The 19,729-nt window shown below is 68.7% G+C and carries 11 protein-coding genes; 8 read left to right on the top strand and 3 right to left on the bottom strand.

The genetic code is table 11. The features are described from left to right. Window positions 1-63: 63 nt before the first annotated feature. From xdhA to xdhC, 3 genes are all read left to right on the top strand, one after another. Window positions 64-1,506 (top strand): xanthine dehydrogenase small subunit, encoded by a 1,443-nt coding sequence (gene xdhA, locus MF270_RS20235; RefSeq protein WP_238367601.1) that lies wholly within the window; start codon window positions 64-66, stop codon window positions 1,504-1,506. After that, the gene (gene xdhB / locus MF270_RS20230; protein WP_238367600.1) at window positions 1,503-3,836 is read left to right on the top strand and encodes a xanthine dehydrogenase molybdopterin binding subunit; all 2,334 of its coding nucleotides are present in this window, start codon (window positions 1,503-1,505) and stop codon (window positions 3,834-3,836) included. The genes xdhA and xdhB overlap by 4 nt, the downstream gene beginning before the upstream one ends. A 130-nt stretch (window positions 3,837-3,966) precedes the next feature. Next, the gene (gene xdhC / locus MF270_RS20225; RefSeq protein ID WP_238367599.1) at window positions 3,967-4,746 is read left to right on the top strand and encodes a xanthine dehydrogenase accessory protein XdhC; all 780 of its coding nucleotides are present in this window, start codon (window positions 3,967-3,969) and stop codon (window positions 4,744-4,746) included. On the opposite strand, the gene aroQ is transcribed toward xdhC, so the two are convergent. Next, on the bottom strand, window positions 4,743-5,177 hold the full coding sequence (aroQ, locus tag MF270_RS20220; protein ID WP_238367598.1) for a type II 3-dehydroquinate dehydratase: 435 nt from the start codon (window positions 5,175-5,177) through the stop codon (window positions 4,743-4,745). The two genes, xdhC and aroQ, sit on opposite strands and share 4 nt — an antisense overlap. A 127-nt stretch (window positions 5,178-5,304) precedes the next feature. On the opposite strand from aroQ, the gene MF270_RS20215 reads away from it, so the two are divergent. Genes MF270_RS20215 through MF270_RS20205 form a run of 3 tightly spaced genes read left to right on the top strand, consistent with a single transcriptional unit; the run spans window position 5,305 to window position 9,609 of the window. Beyond that, on the top strand, window positions 5,305-6,012 hold the full coding sequence (locus MF270_RS20215; RefSeq protein WP_238367597.1) for an ABC transporter ATP-binding protein: 708 nt from the start codon (window positions 5,305-5,307) through the stop codon (window positions 6,010-6,012). Further along, complete coding sequence (locus MF270_RS20210; RefSeq protein WP_238367596.1) at window positions 6,006-8,372, top strand: ABC transporter permease; 2,367 nt, start codon at window positions 6,006-6,008, stop codon at window positions 8,370-8,372. The genes MF270_RS20215 and MF270_RS20210 overlap by 7 nt, the downstream gene beginning before the upstream one ends. Before the next feature lie 4 nt (window positions 8,373-8,376). After that, complete coding sequence (locus tag MF270_RS20205; RefSeq protein WP_238367595.1) at window positions 8,377-9,609, top strand: efflux RND transporter periplasmic adaptor subunit; 1,233 nt, start codon at window positions 8,377-8,379, stop codon at window positions 9,607-9,609. Window positions 9,610-9,675: 66 nt separating this feature from the next. Here MF270_RS20205 and MF270_RS20200 read toward each other — a convergent pair whose 3' ends face one another. Further along, window positions 9,676-16,320, bottom strand: coding sequence for a LamG-like jellyroll fold domain-containing protein (locus tag MF270_RS20200; protein WP_238367594.1), 6,645 nt, complete (start codon window positions 16,318-16,320; stop codon window positions 9,676-9,678). A gap of 166 nt (window positions 16,321-16,486) precedes the next feature. Continuing rightward, entirely contained in the window at window positions 16,487-18,418 is a 1,932-nt protein-coding gene (locus MF270_RS20195) for a sensor histidine kinase (RefSeq protein ID WP_238367593.1), read from the bottom strand. A 36-nt stretch (window positions 18,419-18,454) separates the two neighbouring features. On the opposite strand from MF270_RS20195, the gene MF270_RS20190 reads away from it, so the two are divergent. Together MF270_RS20190 and MF270_RS20185 are read left to right on the top strand one after the other, a co-directional pair. Continuing rightward, window positions 18,455-19,069 (top strand): response regulator, encoded by a 615-nt coding sequence (locus tag MF270_RS20190; protein ID WP_238367592.1) that lies wholly within the window; start codon window positions 18,455-18,457, stop codon window positions 19,067-19,069. Between the two features lie 27 nt (window positions 19,070-19,096). Beyond that, window positions 19,097-19,726 carry a class I SAM-dependent methyltransferase gene (locus MF270_RS20185; RefSeq protein WP_238367591.1) on the top strand — a complete coding sequence of 210 codons (630 nt, stop codon included), beginning with the start codon at window positions 19,097-19,099 and terminating at the stop codon, window positions 19,724-19,726. Window positions 19,727-19,729: the final 3 nt, after the last annotated feature.

The raw sequence follows: 19,729 nt of genomic DNA, 5'->3' as shown, positions 1-19,729 counted from the left end.
CCGCAACGCGTTACCCTGCGGCGATGGGCGGCGTGATCGCCCGACCAGGACCCGGAGACCCCCATGGCACATCGCACGCGCCTGACCTTCCTGCTGAACGACCGCGAGATCGCGCTGGACGCGGTCGGCGCCTCGGACACGCTGCTGGATTTCCTGCGGCTCGACCGCCGCCTGACCGGCACCAAGGAAGGCTGCGCCGAGGGCGATTGCGGCGCCTGCACCGTGCTGGTCGGGCGGCTGGGGCCGCAGGGCCTGGTCTACGAATCGGTGAACGCCTGCATCCGCTTCCTTGCCTCGGTCGACCGCTGCCACGTGGTCACGATCGAGCATCTGCGCGGGGCGGACGGGGGCCTGCACCCGGTGCAGCAGGCGATGGTCGATTTCCACGGCGCGCAATGCGGGTTCTGCACGCCCGGCATCGTCATGTCGCTTTACGCGCTGTGGATGGCGACGCCCAAGCCGTCCACCGCCGATGTCGAGACGGCGTTGCAGGGAAACCTCTGCCGCTGCACCGGCTACGCGCCGATCATCCGCGCGGCCCAGAACTGGGGCGGCGGGCAATCGGCCGATCCGCTCGCGGCCGAGCGCGACAGCGTGATCGCCTCGCTCACGGCCATGGGCAGCGACCGGGTCGAGTTGGCCAAGAACGGCGAGCGGGTGATCCTGCCCGCCTCGGCCGACGACCTGGCCGAAGTGCTCGTAGCCGAACCCAAGGCGACCGTGATCGCGGGGGCCACGGATGTGGGCCTTTGGGTGACCAAGCACCTGCGGCCGATCTCTCCGGCCGTGTTCATCGGCCACCTCAATGACCTCAAGGGCATCGAAGAGGTGGACGGCGCGCTGCGCATCGGCGCCGGGGTCACCTATACCGAGGCCGAAGGCGCGATCCTGGTCCGTTGGCCGCACCTGGCCGCATACTGGAACCGCATCGGCGGCTGGCAGGTGCGCAATGCGGGCACCATCGGCGGGAACGTCGCCAACGGCTCGCCCATCGGCGACACGCCGCCGGTGCTGATCGCGCTCGATGCCAGGGTCGTGCTGCGGAAGGGGACCACGCGGCGCAGCCTGCCCTTGCAGGAGTACTTCATCGCGTATGGCAAGCAGGACCGCGCGCCCGGAGAGTTCGTCGAGCGCATCGACATTCCCCTGCCCGCCGCGGGCCAGGTCCACGCGGCCTACAAGATCTCCAAGCGGCGGGACGAGGATATTTCCACCGTCGCCATGGGCATCCGGCTGACCCTCGACGACGGCAAGATCACCAAGGCGCGGATCGTGCTGGGCGGCATGGCCGGCGTGCCGAAACGCGCCAGCACTGTGGAGGCCGCGCTGATCGGCCAGCCCCTGACCGAGGACGCGCTGGTCGCTGCTGCCGCCAGGCTGGGCGAGGACGTGCAGCCCCTGTCGGACTGGCGTGGCAGCGCCGAGTACCGCATGATCGTGGCGCGCAACCTGCTGCGCCGTTTCGCGCTGGAGCAGACCGGCACGCTCGAGGAGGTAGGAGCATGAGCATCAAGGGCGGCGTCCACCAGGACCTGATCCACGACAGCGCGGCCAAGCATGTCTCGGGCCGGGCGGAATATACCGACGACATCCTCGAACCCGTCGGCACGCTGCATGCCTACCTCGGGTTCTCGACCGTGGCGCATGGGCGGATCACCTCCATCGACCTTTCGGCGGTGCGCGCAGCGCCCGGCGTGGTCGAAGTGATCACGGCCGATGACCTGCCGGGCGAGAACGACGTCTCGGCCAACGGCATGCATGACGAGCCGCTCTTTGCCACCGACGAGGTGCTGTTCTGGGGCCAGCCCCTGTTCGCCGTCGTGGCCGAGACGCGCGATGCCGCCCGCCGCGCCGCCGCGCTGGCCGAGGTGAGCTATGACACCCTGCCCCACGCCACCGACATCGCCGCCAGCCGCGCCGCCGGCGCCCCGCTGGTGACGCCGCCGCTGACGCTGAAGCGCGGCGCGGTGAAACCGGCCATGGCCGCCGCCCCCCACCGCATCAAGGGGCAGATGGAGATCGGCGGGCAGGATCACTTCTACCTCGAAGGGCAGCTGTCGCTCGCCATCCCCGGCGAGGACGAGGATGTGCGGATCTTCTGTTCGACCCAGCACCCGACCGAGGTGCAGCATGTCGTGGCCCATGCCCTTGGCGTGCCGGCCCATTCCGTGACCGTGACCGTGCGCCGGATGGGCGGGGGCTTTGGCGGCAAGGAAACGCAGATGAACGCCTTTGCCGTGATCGCGGCCGTGGCGGCCAAGCGGCTGAACCGGCCGGTCAAGCTGCGGCTCGACCGCGACGACGACATGTCCTCGACCGGCAAGCGGCACGATTTCCTGGCCGAGTACGAGGTCGGTTTCGACGACGAAGGCCGTATCCTCGCGGTCGATGGCGATTTCTTTGCCCGCTGCGGCTTCTGTTCGGACCTCTCGGGCCCCGTCACCGACCGCGCGCTGTTCCATGCCGACAACGCCTATTTCTACCCGGACGTGGAACTGCGCTCGCACCCGCTGATGACCCATACCGTGTCGAACACCGCCTTTCGCGGCTTTGGCGGCCCGCAGGGACTGATCGTGGCCGAGCGGATCGTGGAAGAGATCGCCTATCACCTGGGGCGCGATGCGCTCGAGGTGCGGCGGGCGAATTTCTACGGGCCGGGGCGGGATCTGACGCCCTATCATCAGCAGGTCACCGACAACATCATGGCCGAGGTGGTGGACGAGCTGGTCGCCACATCCAACTACGCCGCCCGGCGGCAGGCGGTGCTGGACTGGAACGCGAAGGGCGGGATCATCCGCAAGGGGATCGCGCTGACGCCGGTCAAGTTCGGCATCAGCTTCACCGCGACCTGGTTCAACCAGGCCGGCGCGCTGGTGCATGTCTATTCCGACGGGTCCATCCAGGTGAACCATGGCGGGACCGAGATGGGCCAGGGGTTGCACACCAAGGTGGCGCAGGTGGTGGCCGAGGCCTTCCAGGTCGATATCGACCGGGTGAAGATCACCGCGACCACGACCGACAAGGTGCCGAATACCTCGGCCACGGCGGCGTCCTCGGGGACTGACCTGAACGGCATGGCCGCGCTCAACGCTTGCGAGGCGATCAAGGCGCGGCTCGCGGCCTGGGCCGCCGACAAGGCCGGGCTGCCGGCCGAGGCGGTGGTCTTTGGCACCGAGGGCGTGAGCGTCGGTGACAAGGTGACCGACTGGGCCAAGTTCATCGGCGCGGCCTACATGGACCGGGTGCAGCTCTCGGCCACCGGGTTCTACAAGACGCCCGAGATCCACTGGAACCGCGACACCGGGCAGGGGCGGCCGTTCTATTACTTCGCCTATGGCGCCTCGGTCAGCGAGGTCTCGGTCGATACGCTGACGGGCGAATACCGGGTCGAGCGGACGGATATCCTGCACGACGTCGGCAAGTCGCTGAACCCGGCGATCGACCTGGGCCAAGTCGAAGGCGCCTTCGTGCAGGGCATGGGCTGGCTCACGACCGAAGAGCTGTGGTGGGACGACAAGGGGCGGCTCAGGACCCATGCGCCCTCGACCTACAAGATCCCCGTCGCCTCGGACATTCCGCGCGAATTCAACGTGAAACTCGCCAGCTGGTCCGAGAACCGCGAGCCGACGATCAAGCGGTCCAAGGCGGTGGGAGAGCCGCCCTTCATGCTGGCCGTGTCGGTGCTGGAGGCGTTGAACATGGCCGTGGCGAGCCTGGATGGCTATGCGAATTGCCCCAAGCTCGACACACCCGCGACGCCGGAACGCGTGCTGATGGCCTGCGAGGCGCTGCGGTCCGCCCCGGCGCCCGCGAAGGTGCTAGAGATCGGGGAATAGGCATGGGACTGACGGTTGCGATGTTCCGCCCGGGTCGCTTGCGGCCCGGGCAGCGCCCGTCCCGCCCCCCACGGGGCGGGCGCTTCTCGCCCACCCCGCCGGGCCGGGCGCTGCCCTTCGTGGTTGCCCCATGACCCCCCTCGCGCAATTCCTCGAAGCCCACGCCCACGTCGCCCGGCTGCGGGTCGTGGCGGTCATTGGCTCCACCCCGCGTGCGGAAGGGACAGAGATGTATGTCTCTCCCTCCGCCGCCCACGACACGATCGGCGGCGGCAAGCTGGAGCACGAGGGCATCGCCGAGGCGCGCCGTTGCCTCGCCGAGGGCATCTCCACCGCCGTCCACGAGGTCACGCTGGGCCCCGACACGGGGCAATGCTGCGGCGGGCGGGTGCGCTACGAGGTCTCGGTCATGGACGCCGACATGCGCGCCGCCGCCCTGGCGCGCGAAGAGACCATCCGCGACGGCTGGCCGCTGGTTCTGATCTTCGGCGCCGGCCACGTGGGCCGCGCGCTCGCCTCGGCGCTGGCGCTGATGCCGTTGCGGATCGCGCTGATCGACAGCCGCCAAGACCAGTTGGCCATGGCGCCCACCAGCGTGGAACACCGCCTGACCCCCCTGCCCGAGGCGGAACTCGCCTCCGCCCCGCCCGGCAGCGCGGCAGTGGTCATGACCCATGACCACGGGCTCGATTACCTCATCACCGAAGAGGCGCTGAAACGCGGCGACCTCGCCTATGTCGGCATGATCGGCAGCGCCACGAAACGCGCCCGGCTGGAAAGCCGGTGTCGCAAGGCGGGCGTGCCGCTGGACGCGCTCACATGCCCTATCGGCGCCGGCGGCAGCGCCGACAAGCGCCCGGCGATCATCGCCGCCGCCGTCGCCGCCGAACTCGCCGCGACCCTGTTCTAGCCGAGCAGCGTGCAGACCCGCTTGGTCGCCAGCGCATATCCTTCGATCCCGCAGCCCGCGATCACGCCATCGGCGCGCAGGCTGACATAGGAATGGTGCCGGAACGATTCGCGCTTGTGGACGTTCGAGATGTGGATCTCGATCACCGGCCCCTCGAAGGCATTGAGCGCATCCAGAACGGCGACCGAGGTATGGGTCAGCGCCGCCGGGTTGATGACGATCCCCGCCGCCGCCTCGCGTGCCTCGTGGATCCAGTCGACGATCTGGCCTTCCCAGTTCGACTGGAACAGCTTGATCTCGTGCCCCGCCGGCCCGGCCACCTCGCGGCAGAGACGCTCGACATCCTCCAGCGTGTCATGGCCGTAGATGTCGGGCTGGCGCTTGCCCAGCAGGTTCAGGTTGGGTCCGTTCAGGACGTAGATCATGGCCATGGCGGGCCTCCTTCAGTGCGTGGGCCAAGAAGTGCCAGTATTCGCGCGCCAAGCCAAGGGTTTGATCCAAATCACGCAAAGCGCGCATGAATGCGTTAAAAGGGTGTCGATGCACACAGGACGCCCGATGCCCGAGACCGCCTTTCGCACGCAGGGCCTCACCAAGGTCTATGGTGAAGGACGCAGCGCCATCCACGCGCTGCGCGGCATCGACGTGGAGATCGCGCGCGGCGAATTCATCGTGCTGCTTGGCCCCTCGGGCAGCGGCAAGTCCACGCTGCTGAACATCCTTGGCGGGCTGGATACCGGCACCGCAGGCACGGTCAGTTTCGGCGGCGACATCCTGAGCACCATGTCCGACCGGCAGCTGACCGAGTACCGGCGCCGCCACATCGGCTTTGTCTTCCAGTTCTACAACCTGATGCCCAGCCTCACCGCCCGCGAGAATGTCGAGCTGGTCACGGAAATCGCCGACGACCCGATGGACGCGGGCGAGGCGCTGACGCTGGTGGGACTCGGCGATCGCGCCGACCATTTCCCCGCGCAACTCTCGGGCGGCGAGCAGCAGCGCGTTGCCATCGCCCGCGCCGTGGCCAAGCGCCCGGCCGTGCTGTTCTGCGACGAGCCCACGGGCGCGCTCGACAGCACCACGGGCCGCACCGTGCTGCGCGTGCTGCGCGACGTGAACGAACAGACCGGCGCGACCGTGCTGATCGTCACCCATGCCGCCGCCACGGCCGAGATGGCCCACCGGGTGATCCATTTCGCCGACGGCGCGATTCGGCAGATCGTGGTCAACGAGACCCGCAAGGACCCCGAGGAGATCGAATGGTGAGCCCGCTCGACCGCAAGCTGGTCCGCGATCTCTGGCGGATGAAGGGGCAGGCCGGGGCCATCGCGCTGGTCATGGCCGTGGGCGTGATGATCCAGGTGATGATGCCGGGGCTGGTCGCGTCGCTGACCGAAACGCGCGCGGCCTATTACGACCGCAGCCGCTTTGCCGAGGTCTTCGCCCCCGTGACCCGCGCGCCCGAGGCGGTGCTGGACCGGCTTGCGGCCATCCCCGGCGTGGCGAGCGTGGAGGGGCGGATCACAGGCCATGCCCAGTTGACCCTGCCGGGTCAGGCGCTGGCCCTGCGCGCCCGCGCCCTGTCGATCCCGGCGGATGGCGCGCCGCGCCTGAACGCGATCCTGCTGAGCGAGGGCACGATGTTCGACCCGTCGCACCCGGACGAGGTCGTCCTGCTGGACAGTTTCGCCGCCGCCCATGGCCTGCGCCCCGGCGACACGCTGGACGCGACGATCAACGGCACCCGCCGCACGTTGCGGATCACCGGGCTGGGACAAAGCCCCGAGTTCCTCTACGTGACCGCCCCCGGCGAATTCGTGCCCGACGATGCGCGCTACGGCGTGCTGTGGATGTCGCGCCGCGCCATGGCCGCCGGTTTCGACCAGCGCGGCACGTTCAACGAGGCGCTGCTGGGCCTCACCCGCGACGCGCGCCTTCCGGCGGTGCTGGACGCGGTGGACCGGCTGCTCGACCCCTACGGCGGGGCCGGCGCCTACGGGCGCGAGGACCAGCTGAGCCACGCCATGGTCACGCAGGAAATCGACGGGCTCAAGGTCTCGTCCCGGGCGATCCCGCCGATCTTCCTCGGAGTGGCGGCCTTTCTTCTCTATATCGTCGTCAGCCGCATGGTGCAGGCCGAACGCGAGGAGATCGGCCTGCTCAAGGCCTTCGGCTACACCGATGCCGAGGTCGGCTGGCACTACGTCAAGCTGGCGCTGGTGATCTCGCTCGCGGGGGCGGTGCTGGGCTGCGCCCTTGGCATCCTCGCCGGGCGCGGGATGGTGCAGATGTACCTGCAGTTCTTCAAGTTTCCCTTCCTCGTCTTCCGCGTGGATCCGGCCAGTTTCGTCCTTGGCGTCGGCGCTTCGGTGCTGGCGGCGGGGGCGGGCGGGCTCTTCGTGCTGCGGCAGGTCTTTGCCCTGACCCCGGCCGAGGCGATGCGCCCCCCGGCCCCGGCGGACTACTCCGGCGCGGGGCGGATGCGGGGGCTGGCGGCACGATTGCTCGACCAGCCCAGCCGCATGGTGCTGCGGCGGATCACCCGCCAGCCCTGGCGCATGGCCGGAACCGTGACCGGCATCGCCTGCGGCATGGGGCTGACGGCGGCGATGATGACGATCTACGACAGTTTCGACGCCACGCTCGAGACCAGCTTTGCCGTGATGGACCGCTCGGACATGGCGGTCAGCTTCACCCATCCGCTGGGGACCCGCGTGCTTTACGATCTCGCCCGGATCGACGGGGTCGGCGCGGTCGAGCCCACGCGCAGCGTGCCCGTCGTCCTGCGGCACGGGCTGCGCACGCACAAGGGCGCGATCACGGGCCTTGTGGACGGCGCGCGGCTGGGCCGGGCGGTGGATGCGCGGGGGCTCGACATCCCGCTGCCCGATCATGGGCTGGTGCTGTCGACCGCGTTGGCGGACAAGCTGCAATTGCGCCCCGGCGAAAACCTGACGGTCGAGGTGCGCGAAGGCCGCCGCCCCGTCCTGACCCTGCCGGTGACGGCAGTGGCCGACAGCCTGATGGGCGCCCCCGCCTACATGGAGATCGGCGCGCTGAACCGCGCCCTGCGCGAACCCGGCCGGGCCAGCGGCGCCTACCTTGTCGCCGACGCCGCGGACACGGCCGCCATCGGCGCGGCCCTGCGCGACATGCCGGATGTCGCGGGCACCTCGGTCAAGGCCGACAGCCGCGCCGCCTTCGAACGGCTGATGAACGAAGGCGCGGGCACCATGCGATATGTCATGGGCGCCGTCGCCTTCGTCATCACCTTCGGCATCGTCTACAACGCCGCCCGGGTGGCGCAGGCCGAACGCGCCCGCGACCTCGGCTCGCTGCGCATCCTCGGCTTTCACACCGGCGAGACGGCCTTTGTTCTGCTGGGCGAACTGGCGGTCATCACCCTGCTGGCCATCCCCGCCGGGTCGCTGCTGGCGCTCGGCCTGACCAAGGCCATCGCGGCGGGCTTCTCGACCGAGCTCTACCAGATCCCCTCGACCATCTCGCCCGCCGCCCATGGGCAGGCGGCGCTGGCGGTGCTGGCGGCGGCCCTGCTGTCGGGCTGGGTCGTGCGGCGCGACCTCGGCCGGATGGACCTGATCTCAACCCTCAAGATACGCGAGTGATCCCATGGCGAGACGCAAGCATTCCCGCAGCTGGCTCACCCTCATCGCGCTGGCGCTGGTCGGCGGCGGGCTGGTGCTGGCCTTCTGGCCCCGGCCCCAACTGGTCGACCTGGGCACCGTGACGCGCGGGCCGCTCACGGTCACGATCGAGGACGAGGGCCGCACGCTGGTGCGCGACACCTACGTGGTCTCGACGCCCGTCACGGCGCGGGTGCTACGCCCCGAGGTGCATGCAGGCGACGCGGTTGTGCGCGGCGAAACGGTGGTGGTGCGCCTGCAGGCGACGGACCCGGCGGCGCTGGACATCCGCACCCGCGAACAGGCCAATGCTCTGGTCAAGTCGGCCGAGGCGGCGCTGCGGGTCGCCCAGGCGGACGTCAACGCCGCCGTCGCCGCCCGCGACCTGGCGCAGGCGGATCTCGATCGCACGCAGACCCTCGCGGACCGCGGCACCATCAGCCAGGCCGCACTTGACCGGGCCAGGGCGCAGGCCCGCTCCGCCGAGGCGCAGCTCGACACCACCCGGGCGGCCGTGTCGATGCGGATCGCGGAGCTCGAAAACGCGCAGGCGCAGCTGATCGGTTTCGACGACCGTGGCCTGGCCGAGGCGCTGGACGCCCAGCGCGCCCGCGCCGTGCCGATCTATGCCCCCGCCAGCGGGCAGGTGCTGCGGGTGATGCAGGAATCCGAGGCGACGCTGCCCGCCGGCACCGCCATCCTCGAGATCGGCGATATCGACGCCGACCTCGAGGTCGAGGCAGACCTTGTCAGCACCGATGCCGTGCAGGTCTCGGTCGGCGACGCGGTGCGGATCTCGGGCTGGGGCGGCAACGCGGACCTCGCCGGTGAAGTCCTGCGCGTCGCGCCCTTCGGCACGACCGAGGTCTCGGCCCTTGGCGTCAAGGAACAGCGCGTCTCGGTCGAGATCGGCCTTGGCTCGGACCGCGATGCCCGCAATGGGCTGGGCCATGGCTACCGGGTCGAGGTCGCGATCACGGTCGAGGATTCGCCCGATGCCTTGCGCCTGCCTGCCCCCGCGCTCTTCCGCGACGCGGGCGGCTGGGCGGTCTTCCGGGTCGAGAATGGCACCGCCCTCCTGACCCCGGTCGAGATCGGATTGACGAACGCGACCCTGGCCGAGGTGACGGCGGGCCTCACCGAAGGCGCCAAGGTGGTGCTCTTCCCCTCCTCCACGCTGGCGGATGGCAGCCTCGTGGCCCCGCGGATGGTGGAATAGCCCCCCCTTTCATTATTCCACAAATACTCCCGCCGGAGGCATCCGACACCACCACCCGGGCTGCCCTCAGTAGATCACGATATCCTCGGCCAGGTTCCCGGTATGGGCCATGCCCAGCAGGGTGATCGTATGCCCGCCGCCAAAATCGAAGACCACGTCGCTGCCGGTATCGGTGGCGAACTGGTTGACCACCTGCTGCCCGGTCAGGTTCGCCCCGCCCCAGAGCGCATCGTCCAGCACCAGCGCGTCCTCGCCCTTGGTGAAATCGGTCACAACGTCGGCGTCGATGATCGTGCCAAAGACAAAGCGGTCTGCGCCGCTGCCCCCGGTCGCCAGGTCGTTGCCGCCGCCCATGCGGATCGTGTCGTCCCCCGCACCCGCCCAGATGCTGTCGCCGGCAAAGGCGCCGCGCTGGGTGTTGTCCTGCCACAGGTCATCCCCGGTGCCCAGCAGCGCCATGTCGGCGCCGTCGTCGCCGATCACCGTGTCGTTGCCATCCTGCCCGCTCAGCGTGTCGCCCTGGCCGCCGCCGGTCAGCAGGTCGAACCCCGTGCCGCCGGTGATGTCATCGCTGCCCGCCCCGCCGTCGAAGGTGTCAGCCCCGGAGCCGCCGTTGATCGTGTCGTTCCCGTCGCCGCCGTAAACGAGGTCGGCGCCAAGGCTCCCGCCCTGCGCATTGTCGAAATACACGTCGTCGCCCGCGCCCATCCATGCGCTGTCGCGCCCGTTGCCGCCGTTCACCACGTCATCGCCCAGCCCCGCGTTCAGGCTGTCGTCGCCCTTGTTGCCGAAAAGCGAATCCGCCCCGACCCCGCCCGAGATCTCGTCGGCGCCCTGTCCGCCCTCGAACCGGTCGTTGCCGCCGTCGCCGAGGATCGTGTCGGCGCCATCGCCGCCCAGCACGGTGTCGCCGGCAAAGTCCCCGGTCTGCGCATCGTCCCGGAACAGGTCGTTGCCGGTCCCGAGGTCGACCCAGTCGGCGCCGGTCCCGCCCTCGACCGTGTCATTGCCCTTTTGCGCGCGGATCACGTCGGCCTGGTCGCCGCCCATGACAAGGTCATGGCCGGGCCCCGCGTTGACGGTGTCGAACCCCGCGCCGGCATAGATCTCGTCCCCGTCGGTCGCGGTGAGAAAGCTCGAGAAGGGCCCGGCCGCCGACACGTCGAAGCCGCGCCCGCCGATCACGCTGTTCACCGTGCCGGCGGCGGCATCGGGCCGCCAGTAGCTGGCGAGGCCCAGGTGGCCCGGATCGGCCAGCGCGCCGACGCTGCGCGCTGCGATCTCGCTTTCGCCCAGCGCCTCGCGATAAAGCGCGATGTCGCCCACGCTGCCGCGATAGGCGCGGGTCGGCTCGTTCGCCGGGTCCAGCACGCCCTGACTCTGGCCGATCACCAGCGACCCGCCATTGGCAAAGGCCACGCCCGCGCTCTCTTCGACCACCGCTTCGCCCTTCAACTCGCCATCGAGGTAGAAGGCCCAGGCCCCGGTGTCGCCATCGCGCGTCACCGTCAGGCGGCGCAGGCTGCCATCGGTCAAGAGGTCCTTGGGAATGCCGGTAAAGATCCGCCGCACCCCGTCGCCGTCATGTTCGACGAGGTAGAGATAGGGCGTGTCGTCATCCTCGATCTGCAGATCGAAGCCAAGTCCGTTCGCGCCGACCGGCTCATAGGACAAGAGCCGCTGCGCGACCGGCACGTCCTCTTGCGCCAGGATCAGCATGTCCAAAGTCAGGTCGAGCCCCATGCCGTAATAGGTGTCGATCGTCAGCGCGCGGTCGCGGATCGCGGGCGTGTTGAGCAGCACCATCCCGAGGTCGGTGAGCACCTCGCCCGGCGCGAACCCCTCGATCCGGTCGTTGCCGGATCCGCCGTTGATCGTGTCATCGCCGGTGCCGCCGACCAGCAGGTCGTCGCCCTCGTCCCCGGCAAGGATGTCGTCACCTGCGTCGCCGATCAGCGTGTCGTTGCGGTTGTCCGACAGGCGCGGCGCCTCGGCGAAATCGTAATTGCCGTAGATCCCGGCGGTCGGCCCGACGCGGGCCACGACGGCCTCGGCGCCCGGGTCCATCGTCCAGTAGCCGACAAGGCCCGAGATGCCTGCGCCGCCCTCGGGCAGCGGGCCCTCGGCGCGGCCGGGCATCAGCTCGGCCGGCAGCGCGCGGTCGTAGACGCGGATGTCGCCGATGCCGCCCTGCAAGGACTGGTTCGGGTCATAGCTGCCGCCCAGCGAATCCTGGTCCTGCCCGAAGACCAGCGTGCCGCCGGTGCCAAGCTTGCTGCCAAAGATCGTCTCGCTGCCGGTCCAGGCCCGTTCGCCGTCGACAAAGATCGTCATCTGGGACGACGCGGTCTCGACCACCACGGAGATACGGTGCGGCGCCCCGTCGAAGATCGCGCTGATCGGTACGCCGGTATCAAAGGCCTGGCCCTTGTATAGCACCTGCAGCACGTTGCGGGTCTGCGCTTGGATCAGCAGAAACTCGTTGCTCTGGCTGGCTGTCGCGTAGGACACCAAGGCCTGGTTGCGCAGCGTGTTCTCGGCCTGGATCACCGCCTCGAGCGCAAAATTCGCGCCCGAGAGGCCGGTGAAGCCGGTCACCTCGATCCGGTCGAAACCGGCGTTCGGCGTGTTCAGCAGGGCCAGCGGGACACCTGCGGCGATGTCGGGGGCGATGCCGTTCGACAGCTCGCCGTGCAGCTTGTCGTTGCCGGCGCCGCCGACCAGGCTGTCGGCCCCGCGGTCCCCGGCGAGCGTGTCGTCGCCCTCGCCGCCGATCAGCGTGTCGTTCGAGGCGGCACCGCGGAGACTGTCGTCATGGATGCCGCCGGTCACCTGCTCGACCCCGTGGATGCGGCCACCATGGGTGTCGACCCATTCGACCATGCGGATCTCGAACCCCGGCAGGGCCGGATCGGCGGCGTAATCGCCTTCATCCGGCAGGCGCCGTGCCAGGTCGCCGTCATCGTTGGCATAGGCCAGGTCCGCCTGCAGCACGTCGAGCGGGGTCATCGACTGGCCGTCGAAGACGCGGGGGGCGGTGGTGCCGTCGTCCTGCCAGACCGGGTATTGCCCGGCGAGGCGGGTCAGCATGGTGCCGGTCGCCAGGTCGATCTCGGCCGCGCCGGCGCTGGCAGTCAGGTCCAGCAGGTCGATGCCGCCGCCGCCCAGGATCGTGTCGTTGCCCGGGGCGGCAATGATGGTGTCATCGCCCAGCCCGCCAAAGACCACGTCCATCCCGTCGCCGGACAGCAGCACGTCGTCGCCGCCCGCGCCGGCCAGCGTGTCGCCGCCAGCGCCGCCCGACAGGACGTTCTGGCCCGCGTCGCCTTCCAGCAGGTCGTGGCCGGTCGAGCCGGTGAGGTTCTCGATCCCGCTCAGCGTGTCGCTGCCGAAGGTGCCGGTCGACCGGTTGACGGTCAGCGAGACCTGCACGCCGCCGAAGGTGCCCGGGGTGACATAGGCATCCCCCCGCTCGCCGCCGTACTGGATCGTGGCATAGACCGCCGTGTCGATACCCGCGCCGCCGACAAGGCTGTCGTTGCCGAGCCCGCCGATCAGCCGGTCGTCGCCGCCCTGCCCCAGCAGCGTGTCGTTGCCCGCGTTGCCGTAGAGCTCGTCCGCGGCATCGCCGCCGGTCAGGCTGTCTGCCAGGTTCTGGCCCACCAGACGCCCGCCGGTCGGGTTCGGCATCTGCAGGACGTTGCGCCCGTCGACCATGCCGACGATTTCCTCGAAGCCCGAAAGCCGGCCGCCAAGGCGCTGGAACTGGCCGGCGCCCGGGGTCGAGGCAAAGACCCCGTCCGCGCCCAGCGTCAGCGACGTCTGGGTGTCATAGGTGTTCAGCAGCACCACGCGGTCATAGCCCGACCCGCCGCGGACAAAATTGTCCAGCGTGCCGAAGTAATTCATCCGCTGGATGCGCACGATGTCGTCGCCCGCGCCGCCGTCGACGATCAGGCCATTGCCGGAGGACCGCAGGAACAGGTCGTCATCGCCATCGTCGCCGTAGATGGCCGTCGCCTCTTCGAACATCGCCAGGGTGTCGTTGCCCGCGCCGCCGTGGAAGATCGTGGAATGGCTGCCGTCATTGGCATGGTTGCGGACCATGCGGTCGTCGCCCGCGCCGCCGAAGACCTCCATGTCGCCAGTGCCGGCATGGATCAGGTCGTCGTTGCCGCCGCCAAGGTAGAAGATCTCGACCCCGGAGACGCGGCCGCTGAACACCTGTTCGGCCACCGGGGTGGTCGCGGTGGCCTCGCCTTCCGCGTCCACGTCGTACTGCCGCTCGACCTCGTTCGGGGCAAAGGCCGACAGGCGGGTCTGACTGCTGAAGGTGTTCTCGATGGTCCAGTTGGCATCTCCGTATTCGCGCAGGTCAAGCACGTCGGTGCCCCCGCCGCCGTCCACCGCCGCGCCGCCCATCGTGGCATAGAGCGTGTCGTCCCCGGCCCCGCCCTCTATCCAGGTGGCGCCATCGGAATAGATCACGTCGTTACCGTCCGCGCCGTTCAGCACGATGTCGTAATCGTCCGTGCCCCGCAGCGTGTCGTCGAAATCCGACCCGTAGACCTTTTCGAACCCGGTGAAGGTGTCGATGGCCAGCACCTGGGTCGCGTCCGCGTTCAGGCGGCGCACCTCGCCCAGTTCGGCGTTGATCCGCACCCGGCCCGACGAGACCGGATCGCCGGCATAGGACGAGAACGGGTCGTTATGCGGGTAGATGTCATAGTTCGACCGGTTGCCGGTATAGAAGAGCTGGTCGGTATCGTTGCCGTGGGTGTCGCTGCCACCGTCGAAATGGCTGTTCTGGCCCGCCGTGACCGGCCCGCCGACCACCACCTTGTCGTTGTCGGTGCCGGCATAGACCTCGCCCCAGCCGTTTGCGTCGATGTAGTCGTTGCCCTCGTTGGCGTGGATCGTGTCGCGCCCGCCCATGCCGCGGATGGTGTCGTTGCCTGCGTTCGTGACGATCAGGTTGCCGATGTCCGACCCGTGCACCACCGAGGCGCTGGGCGACAGGATCAGCACGTCCTCGAACCCGTCGAGGTAATCGCTGTCGAAGCTGGTATAGGCGTATTGATCGAAGGAGGTGCCTTCCGCATCGGTGCGCGGGTTGGTCATCTTGAGGAAGACCTGCACCTGCGCGCGCGGTTGCAGGCTTTCGTCGTCCGAGACCACGAAGGTGTCGCGCCCGGAGCCGGCAAAGACCGTGTCGGACCCGTCGAGCGGCGCGATCATGTCGTCGCCCGAACCCAGTTCGATATAGTCGGGACCCGTGGTCGGGCCGTCGGACACGAGGCCGCTGTCCAGCAACTGCTGCGCCGTCATGATGTTGGTGCCGAAGGCGAAATTCTCGACCCCGCGCACGACTTCCCAGCCGTATTCGCCCAGCCGGTGGTAGAAGATGAACGGCCCCGCCTCGGAAAACTTGCTGATCGACCAGTCCGACAGCAGGCCCGGCAGCACCATCCAGTCACTGTCGCTGGAGCCGCCCTCGATCGTGTCCTTGCCGGCGCTCGCCATGAAGACGTCGAGCGCATCGTTCGCGCCGCTGACCGGCGCGCCGCGCACCAGGTCGTCGCCGTCGCGGCCGACCAGCACCTCCATCGTGCCGGCGGCGCCGTCGAGCGTGTCGTCGCCCTCGGTCCCGAAGCGCATGGCGACGGAGGCATCCAAGGTGAAATCGCCGAAGAGCTGATCCTCGATATCCGAAATGTAGTCGTCGAACTTGCCGTCCCAGCCGATGTCGACGTCGATCATCGCCTCGATCTCGTCGAAGATGCCGTCGAGGTGAGAGATCAGCTGGTCCAACACGTTGGTCTTGGGCAGGACCGACGCGATCGCGTCCCCGATCCGGTCGAAGATCGCCGTGATCCCCAGCTTGTCGAGCACGTAGTCCACCACCGGCCCCACGGTGATGTTGTACAGGAACCCGACCGCGTCCAGCACCCATTCCACCGGCTTGAGCGCGTTGTAGACCGCCTGCAGCGGCTTTGACAGAAAGCTAAGCGACGAGTTGATCGACCCGAAGGCCCCGGCCACGCCCGAGAGCGCGCCGAAGAGCGCATCGAACCCGATGCCCACCGGGTTCAGCGCGTCGATCACGCCCTGGATATCGTCGTTGACGTCATTGTAGGCGGTGTTGATCGTGACCAGCAGGTCGTTGGGCGATTGCAGCCGGTCGTGGATCTCGGCCTCGATCCCGTCCAGCGGCGCGCCCACCGCGTTCAGCACCACGTTGAGGTTGAACGAGATATCCGCCAGTTCGGTGATCTTGCCGGCCGCCACCTCGAGCCCGTCCTTGACCTCGCCCAGCGTCTCTTCGGCCTTCTCGGCCTTTTCGATGTACTCGCCCGCCTCGATCTTCTGCTCGAGCGTCTTGGCCCGTTCGTAGATCGTCTTGGCGACGCTTTCGACCTTGTCCAGCACCTGCCCGATGAACTTTGCGGGCAGCTTCAGCGGGCCGACCTTTTCGGCGATCTTCAGGCTGAACTGCATCGACTTGACGGTCTGCTGGAACTCGCGCGCCTGGGCCTTGATCTCGCTGACCTGCTCCATCGCCCATTTCGCATCGCCCACCCGGTCCTCGGTCCAGCCGACCTTTTCCGACAGGTCGATGACGTTGTCCGAGGTCTCGTCGAGGTTCAGCTCGAAATCGCGCAGCTCGTTGCCGGTGGTGGGCTGGCCGGCGATGGGCGTAATGAGGGTCATGGCAAAGTCCTTTTCAAATGAACAACGGTCCCGGTCTGCCCGAGGGGCGGACAGGCTTTGGGGAAAGGTCCGGGACCATTGTTCGCGGGCAAAGCCTAGCGCAGGGCCGCGCGGCGGCGCCATCGGGTGATCACCTGAAATTGCCCCTGCGTCAGGACGGCGTTTGTCAGGGCAGGTCGATGTAGAAGACGCAGCCGTAGGGCCGCGCGCGGTAGCCAAAGCCGCAGCCATGTGCCTCGGCCAGTTGCCGCACGATGTCGAGGCCAAGGCCCGATCCCTCGATGTCGCTGTGCCTTGCATGGCGCGGCAGCGCGGCGGCCAGCCCGCCCGCCCCGAGGCCGGGGCCGGTGTCGTGCACCTCGATCCGCGTGGTGCCGCCATGGCGGCGGACCCCCAGCAGCACGCCGCCGGTTTCGGTGTATTTCACCGCGTTCGACACGAGGTTGGTGACCATCCGCATCATTGCCAAAGGCGGCACCCGCGTGGTGGCGCCCGTCGCGACGTGGCGCAGGGTCAGCCCCTTGGCCTCGGCATCGGGGGCGAACATCTCGGCCACCGATCCCAGCACCTCGCCCACATCGGTCGGCGCATCCTCGGCCGGCCGCGAGGCGCCCGAGGCATCGGCCCGCTCGACCGTCTCGAGGCCCGTGGCGACGAGCCCCTCGAGATAGGCGAATGTCTCCTCGACCTCGGTCGCATCCACCGCGCCGCGCCCCTCGCGGTTCATCATCCGCCGCACGTTCAGCCGCAGCGCGTGCAGCGGCTGGCGCAGGTCGTGGGCGGTGTCGGCGAGGCTTTGTTCGCGGGTGCGGGTGAGATCCTGGAGCAGCTCGAAATCGGTCTCGAGCTCGGCCATCCGCGCCGACAGGGCCACGTTGCGCTGCGCCTCGCTCAGCGACAGCTCCAGCGCCTCCTGCCGGGCGGCGCGCAGCTGGTTGAACCGGTCGAGGATGGCGAGCCCCATCAGCACCGCGTCCATGATCAGCACGATCCGCATGGAGTTGAACTGCACCTCTTCAGGGATCTCGATCCCCAGCCAGTGCCGCAGGTTCATGATCCCGCTCGACACCACCGCGCCCGCCCAAGCCAGCACGTAGAACCGCACCTCGCGGAACCGCGTCCGCGCGGCCACCAGCCCCGAGACGACAAAGGTGATGATGCCGATGAGCGAGGCGAGGATCAGCAGCCGCTTGACGATCTGCATGTCGACGAACAGCCCCGAGGCCAGGATCGCCAGCGTCATCGCCATGACCGCGATCAGCACCTTGTCCATCACCGGGTGGCGCTGCCGCGTCTGCAGGAAGACCCGCGCGAAATTGGCGCCAAAGACCACCAGCCCCGCCCCGATGAAGGCCGAGGCGTTGTCGTTGAGCAGCGGCCGTTCGGGCCAGAGGTACTTGAACGTGTTGCCATCGCCATGCATCACGAAGAGCGTGCCGAAAAGCGCATAGATCGAATAGGCCAGGAAGACGCCACGCCAGGTCACAAGGTAGCAGACCACCGCCGCCGCCACGAGGAACAGGCCGATCCCGTAGTAGACGAAGTTGCGCGCCGTCTTGCCCGCCGACCAGTCGTTGAACGCCTGCACCGTCATCAGCGAGAACGACAGTTCCGACGACCCACCCGACCAGAAGCGGATGTAAAGGTCGGTCGCCGCGCCCTGCGGCAGCTCGAATTCCGTCGTCAGTTCGGGATAGGCGACCGAGCGGCCGGCAAACGGCGTCAGCGGGCCCTGGTTGTCCAGCACGGTGACGGTGCCGTCCGGGTCCACCCGGTAGACCTCGTAGATCTGGAAGAAATTCTCGCGCACGCTCAGCCGCCAGGTGTCACGGCGCTGCGCGTTCTCGATCCGCAGGCGCAGCCAGATCACCGACTTGGTATAGCCGAAATCGACCGTTTCGCCGTCCACCGGCCGGTATTCGGCGCCGATCGCGTCGCCCAGGTCGGCGTCGCGTGTCACGTCCTCGTAAGTGCCCACGAAGGCGCGCACTTCCGGCCAGTCGAGGCGCTCGGCCCCCAGCGACAGGCGATTGTCCGGCTGGGCCGAAAGGGCTAAGCTTTGCAGCACCAGCGCGATGAGGATGAGTAGAGGACGCATTCCGGCCCTTTGCAAGCGCACCCCGGGGGACATTTGTTGGCCAATTCGGTACTGATCGTCGATGACCATGCCTTTACCGTGGCGGGAATGCAACGCGCGCTCGAGGACACCGGCGATTTCACCGTGATCGGCACGACGGGGTCGGGCGTGCAGGCGATCCGCATGGCGCGGCAGTTGAAACCGCAGATCGTGCTGCTCGACTTCGGCCTGCCGGATGCGACTGGGATCGAGGTGGCGATCGAGCTGGCGCGCTGGGTGCCCGAGGCGCGGGTGATCGTGGTGACGGGTCGCGCGGGCCATGACGTGGCGCGGCTGCTGCGCGCCGTCGGCGTGCGCGGGGTTCTCAGCAAGGCCGCCCCGATCGAGGAGATCTGCGCCGGGATGCAGGCCGTCATGGCGGGCCAGGAGGTCATCGGCCCGCAATTCCGCCTGGACGAGGCGCAAACGGGCGCCGCGCAGCTTTCCCCGCGGGAAATAGAGGTGCTGATGGCCATCTCGCGCGGGTTGACCAATGTGCAGGCGGCTGAAAAGCTGGGGATCAGTCCCAAGACGGTGGATACGCACCGCACGTCCCTCATGCGCAAGCTTGGCGCCAATTCCGTCGCCACGCTGCTGGTGCGGGCCGCGAAACTGGGGCTGATCGATTTCTGACGCGGTATTCGGACGGGTGGGCCGGGCATGAGCAACGCAAGTTTCTGGGACAACATCGCCGCGAAATACGCGGCCCGGCCGATCGCGAAGGAAGAGGTCTACCAGCGCAAGTTGCGCGAGACACAGGCCCTGCTGACGCCCGAGATGGAGCTGCTCGAGATCGGCTGCGGCACCGGCGGCACGGCGCTGGCCCATGCGCCCTACGTGCGCGAGGTGCTGGCCACCGACATCAGCGACGCCATGCTCGAGTTTGGCCGCAAGGCGGCGGCCGAGCGGGGTCTGACCAACCTGCGCTTTGAACGGGCGGCGGTCGATGAGCTGGACCCCGAGCCCGCCTCGCGCGACATGGTTCTGATGCTCAGCCTGCTGCACCTGCTGGACGACCCCGAGGACGCGCTGGCCATGGCCGCGCGGACCCTGCGGCCGGGCGGGTATCTCGTGATCAGCTCGGCCTGCCTTGGCGACGGCATGACCTGGCTGAAACCGGCCATCGCGGTGGCGCAATGGCTGGGCAAGGCCCCGGCGACCATCCGCTTTTTCCGGCAGGACGAGCTGCTGGACATGATCCGCGCCGCCAGCTTCGGGATCGAGACCTGCTGGAGGCCCGACAAACGTTCGGCCAGCTTCGTGATCGCGCGCAAACCGGGGGCGCATTAACCG

It is taken from the genome of Mesobacterium pallidum (genome assembly GCF_019966535.1).
Lineage (GTDB): Bacteria > Pseudomonadota > Alphaproteobacteria > Rhodobacterales > Rhodobacteraceae > Mesobacterium > Mesobacterium pallidum.
Note: the sequence above shows the minus strand (reverse complement) of the source record. Positions and strands in the feature narration are given on the sequence as shown.